Source organism: Paenarthrobacter sp. NCHU4564, assembly GCF_052156435.1.
In the GTDB taxonomy this organism is placed as follows: domain Bacteria; phylum Actinomycetota; class Actinomycetes; order Actinomycetales; family Micrococcaceae; genus Arthrobacter.
On sequence record NZ_JBQLIS010000002.1, the window covers coordinates 275741 to 296579 of the forward strand.

General features: G+C 64.6%; 19 protein-coding genes, 1 tRNA gene and 2 pseudogenes. 17 read left to right on the forward strand and 5 right to left on the reverse strand.

All coding sequences use genetic code 11. The features are described 5' to 3' along the window. The first annotated feature begins 35 nt into the window (after nucleotides 1–35). Nucleotides 36–1625, forward strand: a complete 1590-nt coding sequence (guaA, locus tag ACSVIE_RS03770) for a glutamine-hydrolyzing GMP synthase (RefSeq protein WP_426003548.1) — start codon at nucleotides 36–38, stop codon at nucleotides 1623–1625. A 127-nt stretch (nucleotides 1626–1752) separates the two neighbouring features. Then, nucleotides 1753–5994, forward strand: coding sequence for a DUF4011 domain-containing protein (locus ACSVIE_RS03775; RefSeq protein WP_442423046.1), 4242 nt, complete (start codon nucleotides 1753–1755; stop codon nucleotides 5992–5994). Nucleotides 5995–6016: 22 nt separating this feature from the next. Here the strand turns inward: ACSVIE_RS03775 and cpaB are convergent, their stop codons facing one another. From cpaB to ACSVIE_RS03790, 3 genes are all read right to left on the reverse strand, one after another. Then, the gene (cpaB, locus tag ACSVIE_RS03780) at nucleotides 6017–6769 is read right to left on the reverse strand and encodes a Flp pilus assembly protein CpaB (protein ID WP_442423047.1); all 753 of its coding nucleotides are present in this window, start codon (nucleotides 6767–6769) and stop codon (nucleotides 6017–6019) included. Nucleotides 6770–6835: 66 nt separating this feature from the next. Next, nucleotides 6836–7111, reverse strand: a complete 276-nt coding sequence (locus ACSVIE_RS03785; RefSeq protein ID WP_426003543.1) for an FmdB family zinc ribbon protein — start codon at nucleotides 7109–7111, stop codon at nucleotides 6836–6838. A 133-nt stretch (nucleotides 7112–7244) separates the two neighbouring features. Further along, a complete protein-coding gene (locus ACSVIE_RS03790) occupies nucleotides 7245–7859 on the reverse strand; it encodes a 5-formyltetrahydrofolate cyclo-ligase (RefSeq protein ID WP_426003542.1) in 615 nt (204 codons plus the stop codon). Between the two features lie 123 nt (nucleotides 7860–7982). On the opposite strand from ACSVIE_RS03790, the gene galU reads away from it, so the two are divergent. From galU to ACSVIE_RS03850, 12 genes are all read left to right on the forward strand, one after another. Continuing rightward, nucleotides 7983–8888, forward strand: a complete 906-nt coding sequence (gene galU / locus ACSVIE_RS03795) for a UTP--glucose-1-phosphate uridylyltransferase GalU (RefSeq protein ID WP_426003540.1) — start codon at nucleotides 7983–7985, stop codon at nucleotides 8886–8888. 6 nt (nucleotides 8889–8894) lie between these two features. Beyond that, nucleotides 8895–9521: a GNAT family N-acetyltransferase gene (locus tag ACSVIE_RS03800; protein ID WP_426003539.1), complete on the forward strand. Its 627-nt coding sequence runs from the start codon at nucleotides 8895–8897 to the stop codon at nucleotides 9519–9521. 131 nt (nucleotides 9522–9652) lie between these two features. After that, nucleotides 9653–10552: a hypothetical protein gene (locus ACSVIE_RS03805; protein WP_442423072.1), complete on the forward strand. Its 900-nt coding sequence runs from the start codon at nucleotides 9653–9655 to the stop codon at nucleotides 10550–10552. A gap of 1 nt (nucleotide 10553) precedes the next feature. After that, on the forward strand, nucleotides 10554–11354 hold the full coding sequence (locus ACSVIE_RS03810; protein WP_442423048.1) for an SDR family oxidoreductase: 801 nt from the start codon (nucleotides 10554–10556) through the stop codon (nucleotides 11352–11354). A gap of 37 nt (nucleotides 11355–11391) precedes the next feature. Then, nucleotides 11392–11464 (forward strand) — tRNA-Ala (locus ACSVIE_RS03815). Nucleotides 11465–11569: 105 nt separating this feature from the next. Next, nucleotides 11570–12010 carry a VOC family protein gene (locus tag ACSVIE_RS03820; RefSeq protein WP_426003537.1) on the forward strand — a complete coding sequence of 147 codons (441 nt, stop codon included), beginning with the start codon at nucleotides 11570–11572 and terminating at the stop codon, nucleotides 12008–12010. Nucleotides 12011–12103: 93 nt separating this feature from the next. Further along, nucleotides 12104–12640: a PadR family transcriptional regulator gene (locus ACSVIE_RS03825; RefSeq protein ID WP_442423049.1), complete on the forward strand. Its 537-nt coding sequence runs from the start codon at nucleotides 12104–12106 to the stop codon at nucleotides 12638–12640. Between the two features lie 4 nt (nucleotides 12641–12644). Then, on the forward strand, nucleotides 12645–14351 hold the full coding sequence (locus tag ACSVIE_RS03830; protein ID WP_442423050.1) for an ABC1 kinase family protein: 1707 nt from the start codon (nucleotides 12645–12647) through the stop codon (nucleotides 14349–14351). 28 nt (nucleotides 14352–14379) lie between these two features. After that, the gene (locus ACSVIE_RS03835; protein WP_442423051.1) at nucleotides 14380–14901 is read left to right on the forward strand and encodes a universal stress protein; all 522 of its coding nucleotides are present in this window, start codon (nucleotides 14380–14382) and stop codon (nucleotides 14899–14901) included. Further along, a complete protein-coding gene (locus ACSVIE_RS03840; protein WP_426003530.1) occupies nucleotides 14888–15361 on the forward strand; it encodes a fluoride efflux transporter FluC in 474 nt (157 codons plus the stop codon). Before ACSVIE_RS03835 ends, ACSVIE_RS03840 begins: the two co-directional genes overlap by 14 nt. Further along, on the forward strand, nucleotides 15358–15729 hold the full coding sequence (crcB, locus tag ACSVIE_RS03845; RefSeq protein ID WP_426003528.1) for a fluoride efflux transporter CrcB: 372 nt from the start codon (nucleotides 15358–15360) through the stop codon (nucleotides 15727–15729). The genes ACSVIE_RS03840 and crcB overlap by 4 nt, the downstream gene beginning before the upstream one ends. A 65-nt stretch (nucleotides 15730–15794) precedes the next feature. Then, nucleotides 15795–16325, forward strand: a complete 531-nt coding sequence (locus ACSVIE_RS03850; protein WP_426003526.1) for a ferritin — start codon at nucleotides 15795–15797, stop codon at nucleotides 16323–16325. On the opposite strand, the pseudogene ACSVIE_RS03855 reads toward ACSVIE_RS03850, so the two are convergent. Beyond that, nucleotides 16213–16745, reverse strand: a pseudogene (locus ACSVIE_RS03855) (hypothetical protein). The gene ACSVIE_RS03850 and the pseudogene ACSVIE_RS03855 sit on opposite strands and share 113 nt — an antisense overlap. Further along, nucleotides 16742–16846: pseudogene (locus tag ACSVIE_RS03860) on the reverse strand (transcriptional regulator); the annotation flags it as partial. The pseudogenes ACSVIE_RS03860 and ACSVIE_RS03855, both read right to left, overlap by 4 nt. Before the next feature lie 109 nt (nucleotides 16847–16955). Here ACSVIE_RS03860 and ACSVIE_RS03865 point away from each other — a divergent pair. The 3 genes from ACSVIE_RS03865 to ACSVIE_RS03875 all read left to right on the forward strand — a co-directional run bounded on the left by ACSVIE_RS03865 (nucleotide 16956) and on the right by ACSVIE_RS03875 (nucleotide 20805). Further along, nucleotides 16956–17975 (forward strand): extracellular solute-binding protein, encoded by a 1020-nt coding sequence (locus ACSVIE_RS03865; protein WP_442423052.1) that lies wholly within the window; start codon nucleotides 16956–16958, stop codon nucleotides 17973–17975. 80 nt (nucleotides 17976–18055) lie between these two features. Next, nucleotides 18056–19669 carry an ABC transporter permease gene (locus tag ACSVIE_RS03870; protein ID WP_442423053.1) on the forward strand — a complete coding sequence of 538 codons (1614 nt, stop codon included), beginning with the start codon at nucleotides 18056–18058 and terminating at the stop codon, nucleotides 19667–19669. Continuing rightward, nucleotides 19666–20805: an ABC transporter ATP-binding protein gene (locus ACSVIE_RS03875; RefSeq protein WP_442423054.1), complete on the forward strand. Its 1140-nt coding sequence runs from the start codon at nucleotides 19666–19668 to the stop codon at nucleotides 20803–20805. Before ACSVIE_RS03870 ends, ACSVIE_RS03875 begins: the two co-directional genes overlap by 4 nt. Nucleotides 20806–20839 lie beyond the last annotated feature (34 nt).

Sequence of the window (20839 nt, forward strand, 5' to 3'; positions counted from 1 at the left end):
TGCACCGGGGTGGTCCGGCCAAGTAGTCTTGTCTGGTGACTACTCCCACCGCACCCCAAACTTCCCAGAAGCCGGTGCTGGTTGTTGACTACGGTGCCCAGTACGCGCAGCTGATTGCACGCCGCGTCCGCGAAGCCAATGTGTATTCGGAAATTGTTCCGCACACCTTCACCACCGAGCAGCTTCTGGCCAAGAACCCGGCAGCCATCATCCTTTCCGGCGGACCCTCCAGCGTTTACGCTGACGGTGCCCCCAACGTCGGAGCGGACCTCTTCGAAGCCGGTGTGCCGGTGTTCGGCATCTGCTATGGCTTCCAGGCCATGGCCAATGCGCTGGGCGGCAAGGTAGCCCGGACCGGCCTGCGGGAGTACGGGGCAACCGAAGCACTCCTGGTAGGCGACGCCCGCTCCATCCTGGATGGCGTCCCCGCCACCCAGAACACGTGGATGAGCCACGGCGACTCCGTGCACGAGGCACCTGAAGGCTTCGAAGTACTGGCCACCACGGCAGGTGCGCCGGTCGCAGCTTTCGCCAACGAAGAAAAGCGCCTTTACGGTGTGCAGTGGCACCCCGAGGTCAAGCACTCCGTCCTCGGGCAGCACGTGCTGGAAAACTTCCTGTTCAAGGGTGCGGGCCTGAGCCCCAACTGGACCACGGGCAACATCCTCGAAGAGCAGGTGGAACGCATCCGCCAGCAGATCGGCGATTCCCGGGTCATCTGCGGCCTCTCGGGCGGCGTTGATTCGGCCGTGGCAGCTGCACTGGTGCAGCGGGCCGTGGGCGACCAGCTGACCTGTGTCTTCGTGGATCACGGGCTCCTCCGTGAAGGTGAAGCAGAGCAGGTGGAACGGGACTTCGTAGCCGCCACCGGCGTGAACCTCTACGTCGCGAACGAGCAGGAGCGCTTCCTTTCCGCCTTGGCCGGTGTCTCCGACCCCGAGACCAAGCGCAAGATCATTGGACGCGAATTCATCCGTGCCTTCGAGGAAGCCGAACGGGCCATCATCGCCCAGGCAGCGGCCGAAGGGGAGAAGATCAAGTTCCTGGTCCAGGGAACCCTTTACCCGGACGTTGTCGAGTCCGGCGGTGGCGAAGGCGCAGCCAACATCAAGAGCCACCACAACGTCGGTGGTCTTCCCGAGGACCTGCAGTTCGAACTCGTCGAGCCGCTCCGAGCGTTGTTCAAGGATGAGGTCCGCGCAGTGGGCGCGCAGCTTGGCCTGCCGCAGGAGATCGTGGGCCGCCAGCCGTTCCCTGGCCCTGGCCTGGGTATCCGCATCGTCGGCGAAGTCACCAAGGACCGCCTGGACCTGCTCCGCAAGGCCGACGCCATTGCCCGTGCTGAACTCACCGCCGCCGGCCTGGACAACGATGTGTGGCAGATGCCCGTGGTCCTGCTCGCGGATGTGCGCAGCGTTGGTGTCCAAGGTGATGGCCGCACCTACGGCCACCCGATCGTCCTGCGTCCGGTGTCTTCCGAGGACGCCATGACGGCGGACTGGTCACGTTTGCCGTATGACCTCCTGGCCCGGATTTCCAACCGGATCACCAACGAGGTGGACGGTGTGAACCGCGTGGTACTGGACGTCACCAGCAAGCCGCCGGGAACCATCGAGTGGGAATAGCAGTGTGAGTGGCCGGTCTCCTTCGGGAGGCCGGCCACTGTGCGTTTGACCGGAAATGGCGGCTAATTTCGCCTCGGCGCAGTGTTGCGGAGCGGGGAGCACGGGTATTCCAGCTACCCTCGAAAGTATGCCGGTATGGTCCAAGGCGTCTAAAGCTAGTACAGAAAAGAAGGCAGCAGTTGTGTCAGTAGGTCAAAGCCAGGAAGAGGGCTCGGAAGAGCTGCGGAAATGGCTCGCCGGTCTCAAGCCCGTCACTGGTGCGGACACGATGCTGCGTTTCGTCAAGACGCCCGAAGGCGCCATTGATCTCAGCAATGCGCACCCGTCCGGGTTGGCGCAGTTGCTCGCGGGACGCAGGACGCGCCTGTCGACGCTCATCAGGGACCGCCAACAGTACCTCGTAGCTGCCCGTGCCGCCCGGAATATCCGCTCCAAGATTTTCGAGCTCAGCAATGACCGGGGCATCGATGCCGGTTATCTGACCGCTGGCACCGTAGTGTGGACGTCGGCTGTTGGCGGCAAGCCGCAGCGGGTTTCCGCCCCTGTGATGTTGACGTCCATTGCCTTGACTGTCCGCCCGGGTGAGGACGACTTTGAGCTGCAGCTCACCGAGCAGGCCCGGATCAACCCGGCCCTTGTACGGCACCTGAAGACGGTGCACGGGATCGTCTTCGACGTCAACGCAGTTGCCCGCATGGCCTACAACACGGCCCGCCTGGATCCCCAGCCCGTCCTCGACCGCCTTGCTACGCTCGTCCAGCCCATCCATGGCGCCGAGGTTGAGTTCAACCTGCTGGTTACCACGCTGGCAGACCTTTCCGGCAACCTCGATGACCCGTGGATCAATGCGAATAACAAGATTGTGTCCGCCTTGGCCACGGCGGCAACCGGCGGCGATATTGAGCCTGACTCCATCAAGGCCGGCCGCTTTCCCGGCCTGGACGAACGCGACCCCGCCGACGAACTCCTGCTGCTGGACGCCGACACCGACCAGCAGTATGTAGTGGATGCCGTGCGTGCCGGCGACTCGCTGGTTGTCAGCACCCCGCCGGGCAGCGGCCAGACCCAGACAGCCATCAATGCCATTGGCACGCTGGTGAACGAGGGCAAGTCTGTTTTGGTGGTGGGGGAGCGCCAATCAAGTCTGGCCGGGCTCTCAGCCCATCTGGAGACCCTCGGCCTTGACTCCATGCTCTTCCGCCCGGGGAACGGTACAACACCGCAGCAGCTGAAGGGCCAGTTGGTCCGCGCCATCATGCGCAATGAGAAAGCCCTCGAGCCGCAACTGGGTAATCTCCACCAAACACTCACCGGCCACCGCCATGCCCTGATGGACCATGTGGCGTCGCTGCACAACGTCCGCGAACGCTGGGGGTGCTCGCCCTACCAGGCCATGCAGTCGCTGGCGGAACTGACCTCCATCCATCCTGCGCCTGCCACCACCGTGCGCCTGAAGCGCAGTGTCCTGGACAACATCAAGGACCGCGAGGAATTGGCAGGCAGGCTCCGTCGCGCTGCGGAGCTGGGCAGTTTCAGCAGGGCATCCACGTCCAGTCCCTGGTACGGAGCCCGCTTGGTCAACCGCAAGGAGACCGAGGAAGCCCAGGAGCTGGCCCGGCTGGCTGAGAAGAAAGTCCCCGAACTCCGCGAGCGGATGAAGCAGTTGTCGGACCATGCGGAGATCCGTCTGGGCGGGACGTTCAGGGAGTGGGGTGCACAGCTTGAACTGCTGATCGCCGTGCGCGAAAGCCTGGACAAGTTCACTCCCGATATCTTCGATCGTCCCGTGCACGACCTCATTTCCGCGACGGCCAGTTCTGCGTGGCGGCGGGAGCGCAACTTGGAGATGCCGTCCATGCAGCGCTCCAGGCTTCGCCGCGTTGCCAAGGAATACGTGCGGCCCGGCGTTCACATTGCCGACCTCCACAGCTCGCTGGCGCTGGTCCAGGAACAGCGTGCCCTGTGGGCGGAGTACGCCACCACGCAGAGGCACCCGGCTGTTCCCTCCGGGCTGGCGGACCTGGGCGCCCTGTACCGGGAAATAGACGGCGAACTGCACCGGCTCGGCGAAGCCCTCAAACACACCGCTGCCGGTGGTGACCTGCACGCGACGCCGTATCAGGAATTGATGGAGCGGCTCGAGCGCCTTGTGGCAGACACCGCGACCCTTGAGACCCTTCCCGAGCGCACGCTCCTCATCGAGGAAATGCGGGAGCACGGACTCGGGGAGTTGCTGGCCGACCTTGCGGCGAGGGAGGTGCCAGCGGGATCCGTCGCGGCAGAACTCGACCTGGCGTGGTGGCAGTCGGCCCTGGAAGCCATGATCAGTGGCGATGACTACCTCGCCATGTCCGACGGCGACTCCCTGCGGCGACTGGAGGCTGAATTCCGCCTTGCCGACCAAGCACACATTGCCAGCGGTGCTGCGCGCCTGCGGTGGCAGCTGGCCGGCAAATGGCGCCAAGGGATCGTGGAGCATCCCCGCCAGGCGGAACTGCTCCGTGCCCTCCTCAAGGACGGGCGCGTCACGCTTCCGGCACTGAGTGCCCAGGCTCCTGACCTGGTTCCGCTGCTGGTGCCCGTATGGTCTGTCAGTCCTTATCTCCTTACCGGTGTGCTTCCGGCGGAGCAGAAGTTCGATGCCGTTGTCATCATCGATGCAGAATCGACGTCCCTCCAGGCGGTGCTGCCGGCCATTGCACGGGCAAGCCAGGTGGTGGCGTTTGGCGACGCCAGGATCGCCAGTGCGCGGACGTTCAGCGTCGCAGTGGAGCCGCCAGTAGCAGGAGTGGCAAGTCACGAAACAGTGGACAGTGCCTTCAACGCCTTGGCGCGGGTGCTGCCTACCTGGCAGTTGAACTGGGTCTACCGGGCGGTGGATGAGGACCTCATCCTGCAGCTCAGCAAGAACTATTACGACGGCGGACTGCGCCGGTTGCCCGATGGCAGCTCCGTGACGGGGCTGGACCGCTCGATCCTGGTGGAGTACATTCCTGACGGCACCGGCTTGCCCGGCGCCGACCACGAGGGCGTCGAATCGGTCACCGCAGAAGTGAACCGCGTGGTGGACCTGGTCTTCGAACATGCGAGGCTGCGGCCCCGCACGTCCCTGGCCGTGGTCACTGCCAGCCTCCGCCATGCAGCGCGCATCGGGGAGGCCATCCGGCTTCAACTGCCCAACCATCCCACGCTGTCCGGATTCTTTGGAGCCGGCCCCGAATCGTTCCGGGTAGTGGACCTGGAGCGCGCCCAGGGCCTGGTTCGGGACCACGTGATTTTCTCGCTCGGCTACGGCCGGACGCCCCACGGCCGGGCGCTGCATTCGTTCGGGCCATTGTCGGTGGAGGGCGGACGCAACCGCTTCGCGTTGGCCATGACCAGGGCCCGGCGCTCCATGCACGTGCTCAGCTGCTTCCGGCCCGAGGATCTTGACCTGGACCGTTTGTCCCACGGCGCAGTGGACTTCTACGAACTGCTTGACCGTGAGTTGTCCGGAAACAGCAACCTGGGAACCCCGGCGTCCCGCGCCGTAGCCAGCGAGCAGGCGTTGGGCGAGGACCCCCTGGTTGCTGACCTGGGCGAACGGCTCCGGGCGAGGGGAGCCCGCGTGTGGCACCTCTACGATGGCGTGCTGGACATTGCTGCCGCTGCCGACCCTGTCCATACCATTGGCCGGGAAGGCGCTGAGGTCCCCACTCCAGTGGCCATCGAATCCGACGGCACCGAACGGTATCGGCGGATGAGTGTCCGTGAACGCAGCAGGTTGCGTCCCCAGCTCCTGGAGCGCATGGGCTGGCGCTACATATCCCTCTGGACCATTGAGGTCTTCACCGATCCGTCGTCCTGCGCGGACCGTATCGGCTCGTACCTTGGCCTTGAGAACCATGTGGCGCACCCGGGAGCGTCCAGCCACACTGGCTTCTTGGACATGGACGTTGAACAATTGGGCGCGGACGGCAGTTCGGCTTATGGCCGCAGTGCCGCTCCCACCCGCGGTCAGCAGGCTGCGGAGGACGTGTCGACGCCCCGGCCCGGCATCGGGGAAGACAGGAAAGAACCAAGCATGACCAATCAGGAAACCGGCGGCGAAGACGTAGCCCGGGCGGAACATGCCCAGGGAAACGGTCCTGCAGGGGATCCGACGCAGGGGGACAGTGAACCGGCGGAGCAGGCGGCGGATGCAGCAGCCGAGGTGGAAACCGGATCCGGAGCAGCTGAAGAGGCTATACCCGAAAAGTCGGCACGGGCATCCTCCGGGGGCATCCTTCCAAACAAGGCTTCCGAAGACGATCCCCGGCGCTGGAACGACGACGAAGGCTACGATCACGACCAGTGGCTGAAGGAGCAGAAGCCCCCTCATTGGGGCTGACCCTTCCCGGGAACGCCGCCCTTCATGAGGGGTTCACCAGCACAAAGAAAAGCTTGCCTTGCGTAGACGCGCCGGCAAGCTTTTCTGCTTGCGCCGGGTCCGCGGCGACAACAACCAAACCCTCGGTTTCGCTGGTCCCAAGCCACTGCCCGGACGTGCCTCCTTGGGCGGAAGTCCAGAGCACCGGGACGGACGCTGCCAGTATGCGGTTGTCCCTGGATTCGTCATACGATCCCGCAGCGGTGAGGACAACGTTGACCAGCTGGCCGGGGGAGAGCAGTTGGATGGATGAAGGATCCGCCATGCGGAGCGGTACGGCGGCCGTCCCCGGGGGCGCTCCTGTCAGGAGGCCGGGGCCCAGAAGGTTTGCTTCGGTGGGCAGTTGGCCCTTGGACAAGGGTGATGCCAGCTGGCGTCCGGCCACGGATGCGGGGTCCTGGAGCATTCCGTCCAGGGCGAGGTCGGGCGGGACGCCGACAGAAGTGAAGTCTGCTTCCGTGAGGCTGGATCCTGCCGGGAGGTCGCGGGCCGCTGCCAGAATGCTGACGCGCTGTTCCGATGCCGGGGTGAGCTGCTGGACGGCGATCCCGGTGGCCAGGCAGAGCAGCAGTGCAACAGTGAGGCGGCGGTTCCTTGCAACCAGGGATCCAAGTCTGAGCCGGCGGGCCGGGTTGCGACTGGTGTACCGGGAAGGCCGGGGGGAAGTAACGGAGGCTCCGCCGACGTACGGTGTTGGACGACGGACTATCAGGGATCCGGATGTTTTTGGTGGCATACAGCCACGTTAAACACCGGAACCGGCCGCTAAACAGCGGCCGGTTGCCTTATGTGGATAATGCGGTCAGCTTGCCGCTGCGGCGGGTGCCGGGGTGGCGGCAGGCGCCGGAGCAGCGGCCGGTGCTGCAGCTGATGGAGCGGCAGAGACCGTACTTCCCTTGGAGTCGCGTGAGTCGGTGCGGTAGAAGCCTGAACCCTTGAAGACAACGCCTACGCTGTTGAACTTCTTGCGCAGCGAGCCCTGGCATTCCGGGCACTCCGTCAGGGAGCTGTCAGAAAAGGACTGGACGATGTCGAACGCGTGGTCGCAGTCTTTGCAGGCGTACGCATATGTGGGCACTGAATTCCTCCTTCAGAACAAAGTACAGGTCCTGATGGATGCTCTGCGGAAAAACCCGCATTAGCAGTCACAGGGCCTGAGTGCCAATTCTAGCATCTGAAGGGGCGCAACCCGCCATGGAATGTGCAGGACCTCACACACCGCCGCCCAAGGCGCCCAAGGTGTGTATGCCGGACGGTGTCAGTGCTTCCGGGACCGGCTGGTCGAATTCTTCGGCGGGGATTGCACCGGAAGGCAACAGGTCGTCGTCGTACACCACCGCAATGGTGGGCGGACGCCCGCCCGAAGCGTCGAATCCCTGCAGGAGGCGGTCGTAGTAGCCGCCACCTTGTCCAATGCGGTTTCCGTCCCTGTCCACCGCGGTGGCCGGCATGAAGATGCCGGCCACGCCCGCTGCCACGCTGCTGTCCAGGCGCTCGCCTTCGGGTTCGTCGATTGGTGCGAAGTCGGACCGCACGAAGGCGGTGTCCGGAGTCCAGTAGACCCAGCTCAGCCGCCGTCCCGCCTCGCAGACGGGCAGCAGCACCCGGTGGCCGGCGTCGTACAGGGAAGCAATGAGCGGCAGCGTTGGTGGCTCGTGGGCCACCCCGACATAGATGGCAAAAGAAGCCTCCGTGCCGTTGGACCGCTTCTCCGCCCACGCCATGCCATGCCCGGCTATCGAAGCGCCGGCGGCGGCCATCTGTTCCGGTGTGAGCGTGCGCCGGTGAAGCCGGCGGCTTCGGCGGATGTCTTCCTTCGTTGCCATCTCAATCCCGTCCGGGCCCCGGTCAACGCAGCAACATCGGCGCTGATGGGGTCCCTGCATTTTGTTCGACCCGCTCGGCGGGGGGTTTACCCGTTGGTGTGCTCCTTCCGTTACATTAGTCCGGTGACTCTCGATAACAATGCTGTCCGTAAGGCCGTCATCCCTGCAGCGGGTCTTGGTACCAGGTTCCTGCCCGCCACAAAGGCGATGCCCAAGGAAATGCTGCCCGTGGTTGACAAGCCCGCCATCCAGTACGTCGTCGAGGAAGCGGTCAAGGTTGGCCTGCACGACGTCCTGATGATCACCGGTCGCAGCAAGCGCGCGCTGGAGGACCACTTCGACCGCGTGCCCGCGCTGGAAGCCACCCTCGCGGAGAAGGGGGATACGTCCAAGCTGGAGGCCATCCAGAAGGCAACCAACCTCGGCGACATCCACTACGTCCGCCAGGGCGACCCCAACGGCCTTGGCCACGCGGTGCTGCGTGCCAAGCAGCATGTGGGACGTGAACCGTTTGCGGTCCTGCTGGGTGACGACCTGATCGACCCCAAGGACGATCTGCTCAGCGACATGATCGCCGTCCAGCAGAAGACCGGCGGATCGGTAGTGGCCCTCATCGAGGTGGAACCGTCCAAGATCAGCGCCTACGGTTGCGCCGATGTCGAGGAAAACGGCGAGGACGGCTACGTCCGCATCAAGCAGCTGGTGGAGAAGCCTTCCCCGGAAGAAGCCCCGTCCAACCTTGCCGTGATTGGCCGCTACGTCCTTCACCCGGCCGTGTTCGACGTCCTGGAAAAGACGGCGCCGGGCCGAGGGGGAGAGATCCAGCTGACGGACGCCCTTGAAGTCCTGGCAGCCGGTGAAGGCGAAGGCTACGGCGTGTACGGTGTCGTGTTCCGTGGGCGCCGCTTCGACACCGGAGACAAGCTCAGCTACCTCAAGGCCTGCATCGAGCTGGCGAGCGAACGTGAAGATCTCGGCCCTGAGCTCCGCGAGTGGCTGCCGACTTTCACGGCCGACCTGCCTAAGTAATTCAGGATGTACGGCTCTGCGATCTGGCCGGTAACGCTGGAAAGCGGAGACCTTGTACTTCGGCCGATCCGTTACCGCGACAAGCGGGAATGGACTGAAGTCCGTTCGCGGAACAGCGAATGGCTGGCTCCCTGGGAGGCGTCCAACCCTGCACCGGGTGGGCGCCTGCCCAGTTACCGGCAAATGGTGGCGTCCCTGAACGCCCAGGCCAGGCAGTCGACCGCGTTGCCCTTCCTCATTACTGAATGGACACCCGGGTTTCCTCAGCCACGCATCGTTGGGCAGCTCACGGTGTCCTCCATTTTGTGGGGTTCGGCCATGATGGCCACCCTCGGGTACTGGGTGGACAAGGAGCGGGCAGGGTTGGGTATTGCCCCCACCGCCGTGGCGCTGGCCACGGACCATTGCTTCCGGGCCCTTGGACTGCACCGCATGGAGATCAACATCCGACCGGAGAACGGTCCCAGCCTGCGGGTTGTCGAAAAGCTTGGCTTCCGGGACGAGGGTTATCGGGAGCGCTACCTTCACATCAACGGTGAGTGGGCGGACCACCGCTCTTTCGCCCTCACGGCGGAGGAAGTTCCGCATGGCCTCCTGGAGGGCTGGCTGAGGGGACGAACGGGCAGGTCATAGGCCCATTGGGGTCATAACTCCAATCATTTGGGGACTCGCCCACGACACACCGCAGGCAATGCCGCTGCACCTGATGATTTGCTTCTACGGTTTTGAATGTGGACTTCCCTCTCAGCAGCTCAGTGATCCTTGTGGTCACTGTCGCGCTCTGGATGGTGTGGGTGGCTCCCTATGTTCTTCGGAGCAAGCGCCAGCAAGTCCAAACGGCCACCGGGCCGGCAGACCACTTCGACGACGAACCAGACGAAACGCAGGCAGGGGTGCTCCTCACGGTGGCGCCGCGGCAGGAGAAACCGATGGAGACCATGCACAGCAAAGCACCGGCGTCCACCTTCGAATCCCGCATGCCTGGACCCTCCGTGGTCACGCCCGCTCCTACCCCCTTCACCATCCGCTACGCCAGGCTGACCTTGGCCTTGTCCGGGCTGGCCTTGCTGCTGACCGCGGTGGTGTCCGCCATCCTGCTCGTATTCCGGGTCGGCTCCTTCTGGCTTCCGCTGGTGTCCTTCATTGGAGCAGCCGTGGCCGTGGTCACTCTGCGGCGGCTTGCGCTGCGCGACCTGCGCGAGCGGCGGGCACGCCGCGAGGCGCGGTTGGCGCCCATCCCTACGCCGGCCCGCTACCTGCCGAAGCAGCAGCCGGTCGAGGCGAAAGAAACCAGCGTCTTTGATGCCGAAGCAAGCAGCCGTGAAGCCGCCCGTCTTTCTGCGGTGGAGCTCAGGCAGGCGGCTTTAGCTGTGGCCCTCGCTGCCGGTGATACTTCTGCCGAATCTCCACAGGATGCCAAGGGCAGCAGCTGGGAGCCTGTGGAGGTTCCCAAGCCGACCTACGTAGCTGCGCCCAAGGCCAACCGCCCTGCTCCCGAACCCCTCGACCTCCCTGAAGCTCCCAAGCCGGTCGGCAAACCGGTGCTCAAGCAGGGCATCGAGCAAGTCGAAGCCGCAGCCGCCGCACAGGCACGCGTGGCAGGGGCCAAGGGCCAAAGCGCCCTCAGCAATCTCGACGACGTCCTACAGCGCCGCCGCGCCTAGCATGGCAAACCTCTGTGTCGCCGGGGGAACCGGCCAGGTAGGCCGTGACGTCGTCCGCCTGGCGCTCGACGCCGGTCACACCGTTAGCGTCCTCAGCCGCCACGCGCCGCAGGCCGGTTCCGAAAAGCATCACGACGGCGCCACCTACTTTGCGGGCGACGTCACCACAGGCGCCGGTCTGGAAGCCGCAGTGGCGGGTGCCGACGTCGTGATCGACTGCCTGGAGGGTCAGTTCGGCAAGGCCCGGAAGAGATTCGCCGACGGCGGGGTGCGGCTTCTGGAGGCAGCTGACCGGGCAGGCGTGCGCAAGGCCGTGGTGCTGTCGATCATCAACTGCGAGCGGAGCACTGCGGCCTACTACGCTTCCAAATCCGCCAAGGAGCGCGTTTACCAGGAGTCGCCGCTGGAAACCGTAGCGGTCCGTGCGACCCAGTTCCACAGCCTGCCGGTGGCAGTGTTCCAAGCCGGTGCCGGAGTGGGTCTGATCCCGGTCTTCAAAGGTGCCCGTTTCCAGCCGATCTCGCCGTTGGATGCGGCGGCCGCTGTACTCGAGGCCGCCCTGGAACCCGGCTCTTCGGAGGACCACCGTATTCGCACTGTGGGTGGCCCGGAGGTGCTGGGCATGCGGGAGATGGCAGTGATGTGGAAATCCGTGACCGGTGCGCGGGGCAGGGTGGTGGAGCTGCCCTTGCCGGGCGCCATGGGCCGTTACCTCCGCGCCGGCCTCAACCTCGCACCCGGCCACGCGTGGGGCCGCGAGACGTTCGTGTCCTGGTTGGAAAAGCGGCGGGAAACTTTATAGCCTAGGGACACCGGCCACGGATCCAATGAGTGGCCCGGGGGCTATAGCTCAGTTGGTAGAGCGCTTCGTTCGCATCGAAGAGGTCAGGAGTTCGAATCTCCTTAGCTCCACATTTGGCTCCATTGCCCCTTCAGCACGGCGATGGCCCCTTCTTTCTGTCCCCCTCAGAAGCCTTACCGGCCTGGACAGCGTTAACAGGAACAGGAGACTGCGGCATGTCCTTCGTTAAGCACTTTGACCACGTCGGCATCACTGTTGCCGGCCTGGACAACGCCATCAGCTTCTTCCAAAGCCTGGGGCTGGAACTCGAGGGCAGGATGCAGATGGAGGGGGAGTTCGTTGACACGGTCATCGGTATTCCCGGGTCCCGCAGTGAAATCGCCACCCTGCGGCCCCCGGACGGCGGCACCGGCGTTGAGCTCTCATCGTTTACGTACCCGGAACACCGGCAGGGTACGGCCGCTCCGATGTCCAATGACCTGGGAATCCGCAATGTTGCCTTCGAGGTGAATGACCTGGAAGGAGTCCTGGCCCGTCTCGCCCAGGACGGATACGGCACCATCGGTGGAGTGGGCCAGTACGAGGACCTGTGGCGGATGACCTATGTGCGGGGACCCGAGGGGATCATCGTCGCCCTGGCGCAGCGGCTCGGCTAGTCCAGTGGCCGCGGCCATTGTCCGCCACCTCTGCCAGGTATATCGTTGGGCTATCGTTCAGTATCGTTCGCGATCTTTTGCGAGGTGGGCACAATGCGTGATTCATTCCCTGCAGGCGGATTCATGGGGAACAGCTTTGACGGTATGTGGCAGGCGATGGAGGACTTCCGGTCGCGGTTCGAGAAACGGACGGGCACCCGGGCCGGCCGCGGCGAACTGCGGACAGCCATCCTCGCCCTCCTGGCCGAGCGGCCCATGCACGGCTACCAGATCATCCGGGAGATAGAGGAACGCAGCGGCGGCGACTGGAAACCGAGTGCAGGTTCTGTCTACCCGACGCTCCAGTTGCTCGCAGATGAGGGATTCGTCACCTCGGAGGAAGCCAACGGCCGGAAGATCTACTCGTTGACCGAGGCTGGCCGCGAGGACGTTGCCGGTGCCGAAACCTCCAACCTGTGGGCCTCGGCCGGCTCCGGAACTGGCTTCGCGGCGTTGCCCAAGGCGGGGATCGAGTTGGCCCAAGCGGCCGCGCAGGTTGGCCGGACCGGGACACCCAAACAAGTGCAGGAGGCAGTGACGGTCCTGGAAGAAGCCCGTCGCCGGATTTACGCCATCCTCGCCCAGGACTGACCGGTTGGCGTCCGGACTGCACGGCCTCACCAAGACGAAACGCCGGTCAGGGGACACCCGCGCCCGGTATCGCCGGATCCTCCGGTTCGCCGCCTGGCACCTCGCGGTGACGTGGTGGTATGAGCTGATACTGCCCCGGGTGGGCCTGCGCGGTCTTGCCGAGCGGACCAGGGCTCGGAGGATGCGGCATTTCGCACGCCGCTTCCACTCCCTGGCGGTGGAACTGGGTGGACTGATGATCAAGGTGGGCCAGTTCATGTCCTCACGGCTGGATGTCCTGCCGCCCGAAATCACTGCCGAACTTGAAGGACTGCAGGACGAAGTGCCTCCGGTGGCCTTTTCGGCCATTCGCGAACTCGCCGAACAGGAACTCGGGGCACCCCTGGAGGCGGTGTTTGCCTCCATCGACCAAACACCCATCGCTGCCGCGTCCCTGGGCCAGGCACACAGGGCGCAGTTGTTGCCGGGAATCGCGGAGGACACCGGCCTGGGCAGCGTCGTGTTCAAGGTGCAGCGGCCCGGGATCGACAGGATCGTGGACGTCGACCTGGCTGCCTTGCGGCGGGTGGGTGGCTGGCTTCGCCGCATCAGGATCGTCTCGGCGCGCGCGGACGTACCTGCCCTCATCAAGGAGTTCTCCCAGACAAGCCTGGAAGAGATCGATTACCTTAATGAGGCCGCCAACTCAGAACGGTTTGCTGCGGACTTGGCCGATGACGCAAGGGTGGCCGTGCCCGCGGTCGTCTGGGAGCGGACCACCCGCCGGGTCCTGACGCTCGAGGATGTAACCGCAATCAAGATCACGGATGCGGCAAAGTTGGCGGCCGCGGGGATCGATCCGGTGCAGGTGGCGCCCGTGTTTGCCTCGGTAATGTTCGACCAGCTGTTCACCCATGGCTTCTTCCACGCAGACCCGCACCCCGGAAACATCTTCGTCACCCCTGCCCCGGATTCCGGGCAGGGGCACCCGTGGAAGCTGACGTTCATTGACTTTGGCATGATGGGCGAGGTCCCGGTGAAGACGCGCAGCGGGCTCCGGAAGCTGTTGATCGCGGCAGCAGCCCGCGACGGCAGGGGGTTGGTGGCTGCGATCAGTGATATCGGAGTGCTGGTCCCCTCCGCTGACAGTGTGAAGCTGGAGCAGGCCATGACGCAGCTGTTCGCGCGCTTCGGCGGAATGGGGTTCGCCGAGTTGAAGGAAGTGGACCCGCGGGAGTTCCGCGACTTTGCGATGGAGTTCGGCGACGTCGTCCGGTCGCTGCCCTTCCAGTTGCCGGAGAACTTCCTGCTCATCATCCGCGCCATGTCCTTGACGTCCGGGGTCTGCAGTTCCCTGGACGCCAGGTTCAACCTGTGGGATTCGGTGGAGCCCTACGCCGCCCGGTTGTTGCGGGACGAGCGCGGCAATGTGGTGAGGGACGCGGCCTCGCAGGCCTGGGAGATAGCCGCCGCGGCGGTAGCCATGCCCAGGCGCCTGGATGCCTTGATCCGGAAAGTTGATGAGGGATCCCTCGAAGTTGCCAACCCGCGGCTGGAGCGCCACATGGCAAAGCTCGTCCGCTTGGGGCAGCGGGTTGTGGCGGCATTGATCTTCGGCGCCCTGCTGATTGCAGGTGCCTTGGTCCGTCCCGAGGATCACGTGTTAAGCAATGTCCTGATGATCTGCTCCGTGCTTCCTTTGCTTTTCGGCCTGCGGCCGCCGCGCAGCTAAGCGCACAACCGCGTCGTAAACTGGCCGTGTGACTGACACTCCGCACCGCCTTGAACAACCCGCCCGGATGACCGGACCCGTTCTGGTGGGTGTCGTCCAAGGCCAGCGCCCCGTTGTGGTGGAGCAAGCAGCCAAGCTGGCGGCCGCCGCCGGACTGCCGCTGGTGTGTGCGCACGTCGATGTCACCGTATACCCGGTGGATGGGACCACCGGGGGAGCTGCGGCTCCGATCGACCCTGACAGCGGAGACGCTGATGTGCAGGACATCCCCGAACAGCTGAGGAAAGACCTCGAAGCCCGGCTGTCCGGCCTGGACGTGGAGTGGTCGGCGGTTTTCCTTGCCGGCGAACCCGCCAAGGCCCTTGCCCGCGAGGCAAACCATTCGGGTGCAAGCATGATCGTGGTGGGCAGCAGGGACCACAAGCTGGGTTCCGTGATCAAGGAACTGACGGGCGGATCGATCGCCAGGCACCTGGTGCACCATCAGGACCGTCCGGTACTCGTGGTGCCGGTGGATCCGCGTCTTCCGGACGACGATGACGAGGACTGACACCGCGCGCCCTGTGCACCTTCAGTGGAAATTCGTTGGGTTGGTGGCCGCGGGCGGTGTTGCCGGTGCGCTCGCGCGCTATGTCCTGTCGCTGGTTATTCCAGCGCCCCATGATTTTCCGCTGCCCACCTTGGTCATCAACCTCTCCGGGGCCCTTGCGCTCGGCGCACTGCTTGAGGCGCTCGCCCGCAAAGGGCCCGACGCCGGTACACGCCGGAGCGTGCGGCTGGCCGTGGGGACGGGTTTCCTTGGGGCCTACACCACCTACAGCACGCTGGCGCTGGACGCTGTCCACCTGCTTGGAGCCGGTGCCTTCCCCGCCGCAGCGTGGTACCTGGGATTGTCCCTGGCCGGGGGTGCGGCCGCCACCGTCGCGGGAATCGGGCTCGGTGCCTTGATCCACAGGCGTACCCAGGGCAGGCCGGCCTTGGCCGAAGGCAAGGGACGGCAGGACGCATGATGGTCTTACTGCTGGCCCTCGCCGGTGGAGCGGGCGCTGCAGCCAGGTTCGTAGTGGACGGTGCTGTCCGCAGCCGTGTGAAGACCGCGCTGCCGTGGGCCACCATCCTGATCAATGTGTCGGGTTCGCTGGCGCTGGGCCTGATTGCAGGATTGGTGATGAGGGGCCACGCGCCGGAGTCGCTGCAGTTGGTCCTGGGTACGGGGTTCCTGGGCGGTTACACCACCTTCAGTACTGCCAGCCTGGAAACCATCCGGCTGCTCCAGAGCGGCCGGACGGTGCTGGCGGTGGTCAACGGCGTTGGCTCGATGGCGGTTTCTGTGGCCGCAGCCGGCGCCGGCGTTTGGTGTGCCCAGACAGTGCTGTAAAGGCCTGGGACGGTGGTGACCAATCCCACCGATGAGCGTCGGCGTACGGCGGTAGGATCAGTGCCATGGCTAAGAAGACATTCAACCAGTTGTTGTCCGAGCAGGTCGCCAATGAGTTTGCGGCCTCCCAGCAATACATCGCCGTCGCGGTCTATTTTGACGGCGAAGATCTGCCCCAGTTGGCCCGGCACTTCTACCGCCAGTCCCTGGAAGAGCGCAACCACGCCATGATGATGGTCCAGTACATGCTGGACCGGAATGTCCACGTGGAAATCCCCGGCATCGCACCCGTCCGCAACAATTTCACCAACGCCAAGGAACCCATTGCCTTGGCCTTGGAGCAGGAGAAGGAAGTCACCCGGAACATTGAGGAGATGTTCCGGGCTGCCCGTGCCGAGGGCGATGCCTTGGGCGAGCAGTTCATGCTCTGGTTCCTCAAGGAGCAGGTGGAGGAAGTGGCTTCCATGACCACGCTCCTCAACATCACCGAACGCGCCGAGAACCTCTTCGACATCGAAAACTACGTGGCCCGCGAAACCGTGGGCGACGGCGGACACGATGCCGGTGCGCCGGCCGCTGCAGGCGGGGCCATCTGACCAAGGCTCCACGTTCCGAGAGGCCGGCGGGATCAGCTCCCGCCGGCCGGTTGTGAGGGCTTGCCTGGCGGTGCAGGCGGCTGATCAAGGCTTCCCAGGCGTTGATGCCTTCCTGGACGGCGATGCCTGCGATGGCGAGCGCGGCGCCGGCATCAGCCCACCACCAGCCCAGGGTGAGGTGCTCGCGCCGCACCGGGTCTTTGGCCGGGAACTGCCGGGGCAACGCAAGGGCCGACGCTATTTCATGACCGAATCCAGTCCGAAGCCGATCAGTGCGGAGGAGTCAGCGACACCGCCCGCCCAAAGTGCTGCAACCGCTTCGATGAAGATATAGGTAATGGTCGCGGCGGCGAACAGCCGCATGCGGCGGGGCAGGACTGCCTGGCGACCCGAGGTGGGCGCAGGAGCCAGCGTCGTCATGCGATGCACTCTCCGTCCGGAGCACACCAGGCCGGATCCACGGCGAGGACCACCCCGGTCAGCTCTTTGATGGCAAGGCCAAGGCGGGCGTCCCCCAAGTCCGGGGGAGATGGTGGCTTCATATTTCACGCGGCGTGGCGGAATTAAGTTAGCCTATCCTTCCCCACTAGAATGCGGCCGACCCGCCGCCATGTCCTGAAATGAGCCCCGGTGATCCGTCGTTCGTTCGCTGCCGCCGCGCTTCTCACTGTTCTGGCCGTTGCCACGTCAGGGTGCGGAGCAGTTGGTGCCAAGCCCGCAGACCTGCAGATCTATTCGGCCCGTCACTATGATCTGGAAGGTGCCTTCGGGCAGTTTACGAAGGAAACGGGCATCACCGTTGAGTTCGTCAGCGGAGGCGATGCGGAACTACTCGAACGACTCAAGGCCGAGGGTGACGATACCCCTGCTGATGTCTTCATGACCGTGGATGCTGGCAATCTTTGGAATGCTGCCCGGCAGGACGAACTCGCCGCCTTGGACTCGCCGGTGCTCAACGAAGCCGTGCCCCAGGACCTTCGGGATCCGCAAGGCAGGTGGTATGGCCTTGCCATGCGGGCCAGGACCATCACCTACAACCCAACGAAGGTGGATCCCGCACAGTTCAATGCTGCGGAGACCTACGCTGGCCTGGCGGATCCGAAGTGGAAGGGCAAGCTGTGCATGCGCGATGCCACCTCCGCCTATACCCAGTCCCTGGTCGCAAGCCTGATCGATCTCTACGGCCGGGAAAAGGCCTTGGAAGTGGTGAAGGGGTGGGTGGCCAACGACGTTCAGATCATGAGCAATGATGTCCTGCTTTTGGATGCCCTGAATGTCGGAACCTGTCAGGTCGGAATCAACAATCACTATTACCTGGCGCGCAAGCTCAAGGAAAAGCCCGACTTCAATGTGAGGCTCTTCTGGGCGAGCCAGGATGGGGCGGGAACGCATGTCAATATTTCAGGCGCAGGAATCGTAGCTGGTTCTGACAACGCCGAGGACGCCCGGCGTCTGATCGAATGGCTGTCAACCACCGGGCAAAACGCATTTGTCGACGGCAACCATGAACTTCCCGTCAATCCCTCGGTAAGGCCGGAAGCGGTGATCGCCGGCTTCGGAGAGTTTAATCGGATGACTTTGAATGCTGAAGCCTACGGCGACCTCAACGGCGAAGCCGTCGACCTGCTTGCAGAGGCCGGCTACAAGTGACTGTGGTTGAGGCGGCAGGGCCAGCGGAACGGCGGTTCCGGGTAAAACCCGGGGGCCGCCGGTCGTGGTCACTTGCGGTGATGGTCATCGCTGCCGCCGTGGGAGCACCGATACTCGCCGTGGTGGTGGATGGGATCGGGAACGTGGGACACGCGGCGGCTCTCCCTCGAACACTTCCCGAGATGGTGATGACTACGGCCGTGTTGTTGCTCGGGGTCGCTGCTGGTTCTCTCTCGCTGGGGGTTGGGCTGGCATGGCTCGTGACCGCTTACCGGTTCCCGCTCCGGCGCATCTTTTCCTGGCTGCTGGTGCTTCCGCTGGCGATCCCCGCTTACGTGCTGGGCTTCATCTTTTTGTCGGTCTTTGACGTCGCCGGCCCTGTCCAGGAGTTGCTGCGGGCGGTGTTCGGCGCGGATGTGTGGGTTCCGGAGGTCAGGTCCCTGCCCGGGGCGGTGCTGGTGATGTCCTTGTCCTTGTACCCTTATGTATTTCTGCTGGCCCGGGCCGCGCTGCTTGAGCACACCGCTGGGGCCTACGATGCGTCCCGCGTCCTCGGTGCCGGCCGCGGACGGGCCCTGCAGCGGGTTTTGCTGCCACTGGCGCGTCCTTGGCTGGCGGCGGGTACCGCATTGGTAATGATGGAGACCCTGACCGACTTCGCCACCGTTCAGTACTTCAACGTCCAAACTGTCTCCGTGGGGGTGTATCTGGTCTGGAAGGGCACGTTCAACTTCCACGCGGCAACGCAACTGGCGATTCTGGTGTTGCTGTTCGCGGTAGCCGTTCTCGCCGGGGAACGAGCATTGCGGGGCAGGGCGCGCTTCCACGTACACGCTGGCCGCGGCCTGGGACTGGCGCCCAAGGTTCTTCAAGGGGCCAGGGCCTGGGCCGCAACTGGCACATGCATCGCTGCGCTCAGCGTCGGCTTCGTGATCCCCGTGTTCCAACTCTTGCTCTGGGCCGGTGGCGAGGCTTTCAGGAATTCCGGGTTCCTGGCCGACCCGCGCTTCGGTCAGTACCTTGTCAACACGCTGCTTGTAGCCTCGATCACCGCCGCGGCCTGCGTGCTGTTGGCAATCATAGTTGGCCATGGCGTGCGCCTGGGGGGAGGGCGGTTCACCATGCTGTGCGCGCAACTGACCTCGATTGGGTACGCGGTGCCCGGCGCAGTTGTCGGCATCGGTGTATTGCTGGCCTTCGCGGCACTGGATGACGTCCTTGAGAGCGTTGGGGTACCTGGAGGCACCGGATTGCTGGTCACCGGCTCTGTCCTGGGAATCTTCTATGCATATGTGGTCCGCTTCCTGGCCCCGGCGTATCAGTCGGTGGACGCAGGCTTCGCCCGGATTTCACCGACCTTGACATATTCAGCGCTGAGCCTGGGCGCAGCTCCCGGTCGGGTCCTGGCACGGGTGCATGTTCCGCTGGCCAGATCAGGAATCGCGGTGGCGCTGATGCTCGTAGCCATCGATGCCGTCAAAGAGTTGCCCATCGTGCTGCTGTTGAGGCCTTTCGGATTCACCACGGCCTCCGTCTGGGTGTATGAACTGGCCCGCGAAAACTTCTGGGAAAAAGCTTCGCTTCCGGCCTTGGTGATCGTCGCCGCCGCAGTACTTCCCGTGTTGATCATCATTCGGCACTCCCGCCGGGCGGAGGCCCACACGGACCACATCCCTCGAAAGGCCCATGCATGAGCACTCGCCTGGCAGCCGTCACAGCCCAGCATCCCACGGTCCGGCCCGTGGGATCCGCTCTGGCTTTCGAGGGTGTGAGCAAGCACTACGGCTCCGTGACCGGCGTGACCGGCCTTGGCTTGGAAATCCCTGCCGGTGAACTGGTCACCTTGATCGGGCCGTCGGGCTGCGGAAAATCAACTACTCTTCGCCTTGCCGCCGGACTGGAGAGGCCGGATGAAGGTATGATCCGGGTTGCCGGGAAAACCGTTGCCGGCAACGGTTGTTTCGTCGAGCCCGAGAAGCGCGAAGTGGGGCTCGTGTTCCAGGACTATGCGTTGTTTCCGCACATGAGCGTTGCGAAGAACGTGGAATTCGGACTGGACCGGCTGCCCCGGGAGGAGCGCCGCAGACGGGCCGGAGAGACTCTTGACCTCGTGCGCCTTGGCCATCTGGCGCGCCGCTACCCGCACGAACTATCGGGCGGAGAACAGCAACGGGTTGCCTTGGCGCGGGCGCTGGCACCGCGGCCGGCGGTTGTGCTCCTCGATGAGCCGTTTTCGGGTCTGGACGAGTCCCTCAGGGCCAAGGTCCGGCGGGACACCGTAGCGACCCTCCGGGAGGCGGGAACTACCGCTGTCCTCGTCACGCACGACCAGAACGAAGCACTGTCCCTGGGCACCCGCGTGGTGGTCATGCGCGGAGGTGTCATCGAACAGTCCGACACCCCGGAGAGGGTCTTTGAGAACCCGGCCACCCGCTTCGTCGCATCCTTCATGGGTGACGCGGACTTCCTTCCCGCCACCGTGCACCGGGGCGTCCTGGGTTGCGAAATCGGCGTGGTTTCTTACAGCACCGGCTGGACGGAGAGCAAAGAACTGGACATCGTCCTGCGACCCCACGAGGTCTCGCTGACACCGGAGGCCGGATCCTCTGCCGAGGTCTACGCCGTCGAATACCACGGGGCGTTCGTGCTGCATTACGTCCGGCTCGCTTCGGGCCGGTCGTTGCGGTCCTGGCAGCCCCACACAGTCCGGCTGCCGGTGGGCACGCCGGTGGCGGTCACCGTCACTGCCGGAACCACGCCCACCGTCCTGCTTGGTGACAGGGCCGTGACGGGACCGGCGGCCTCTTCACAGGCCCCGCCCGGGCCATAGCTCCTTCCATCCAAAGGCCCCTGTCCATGCACGC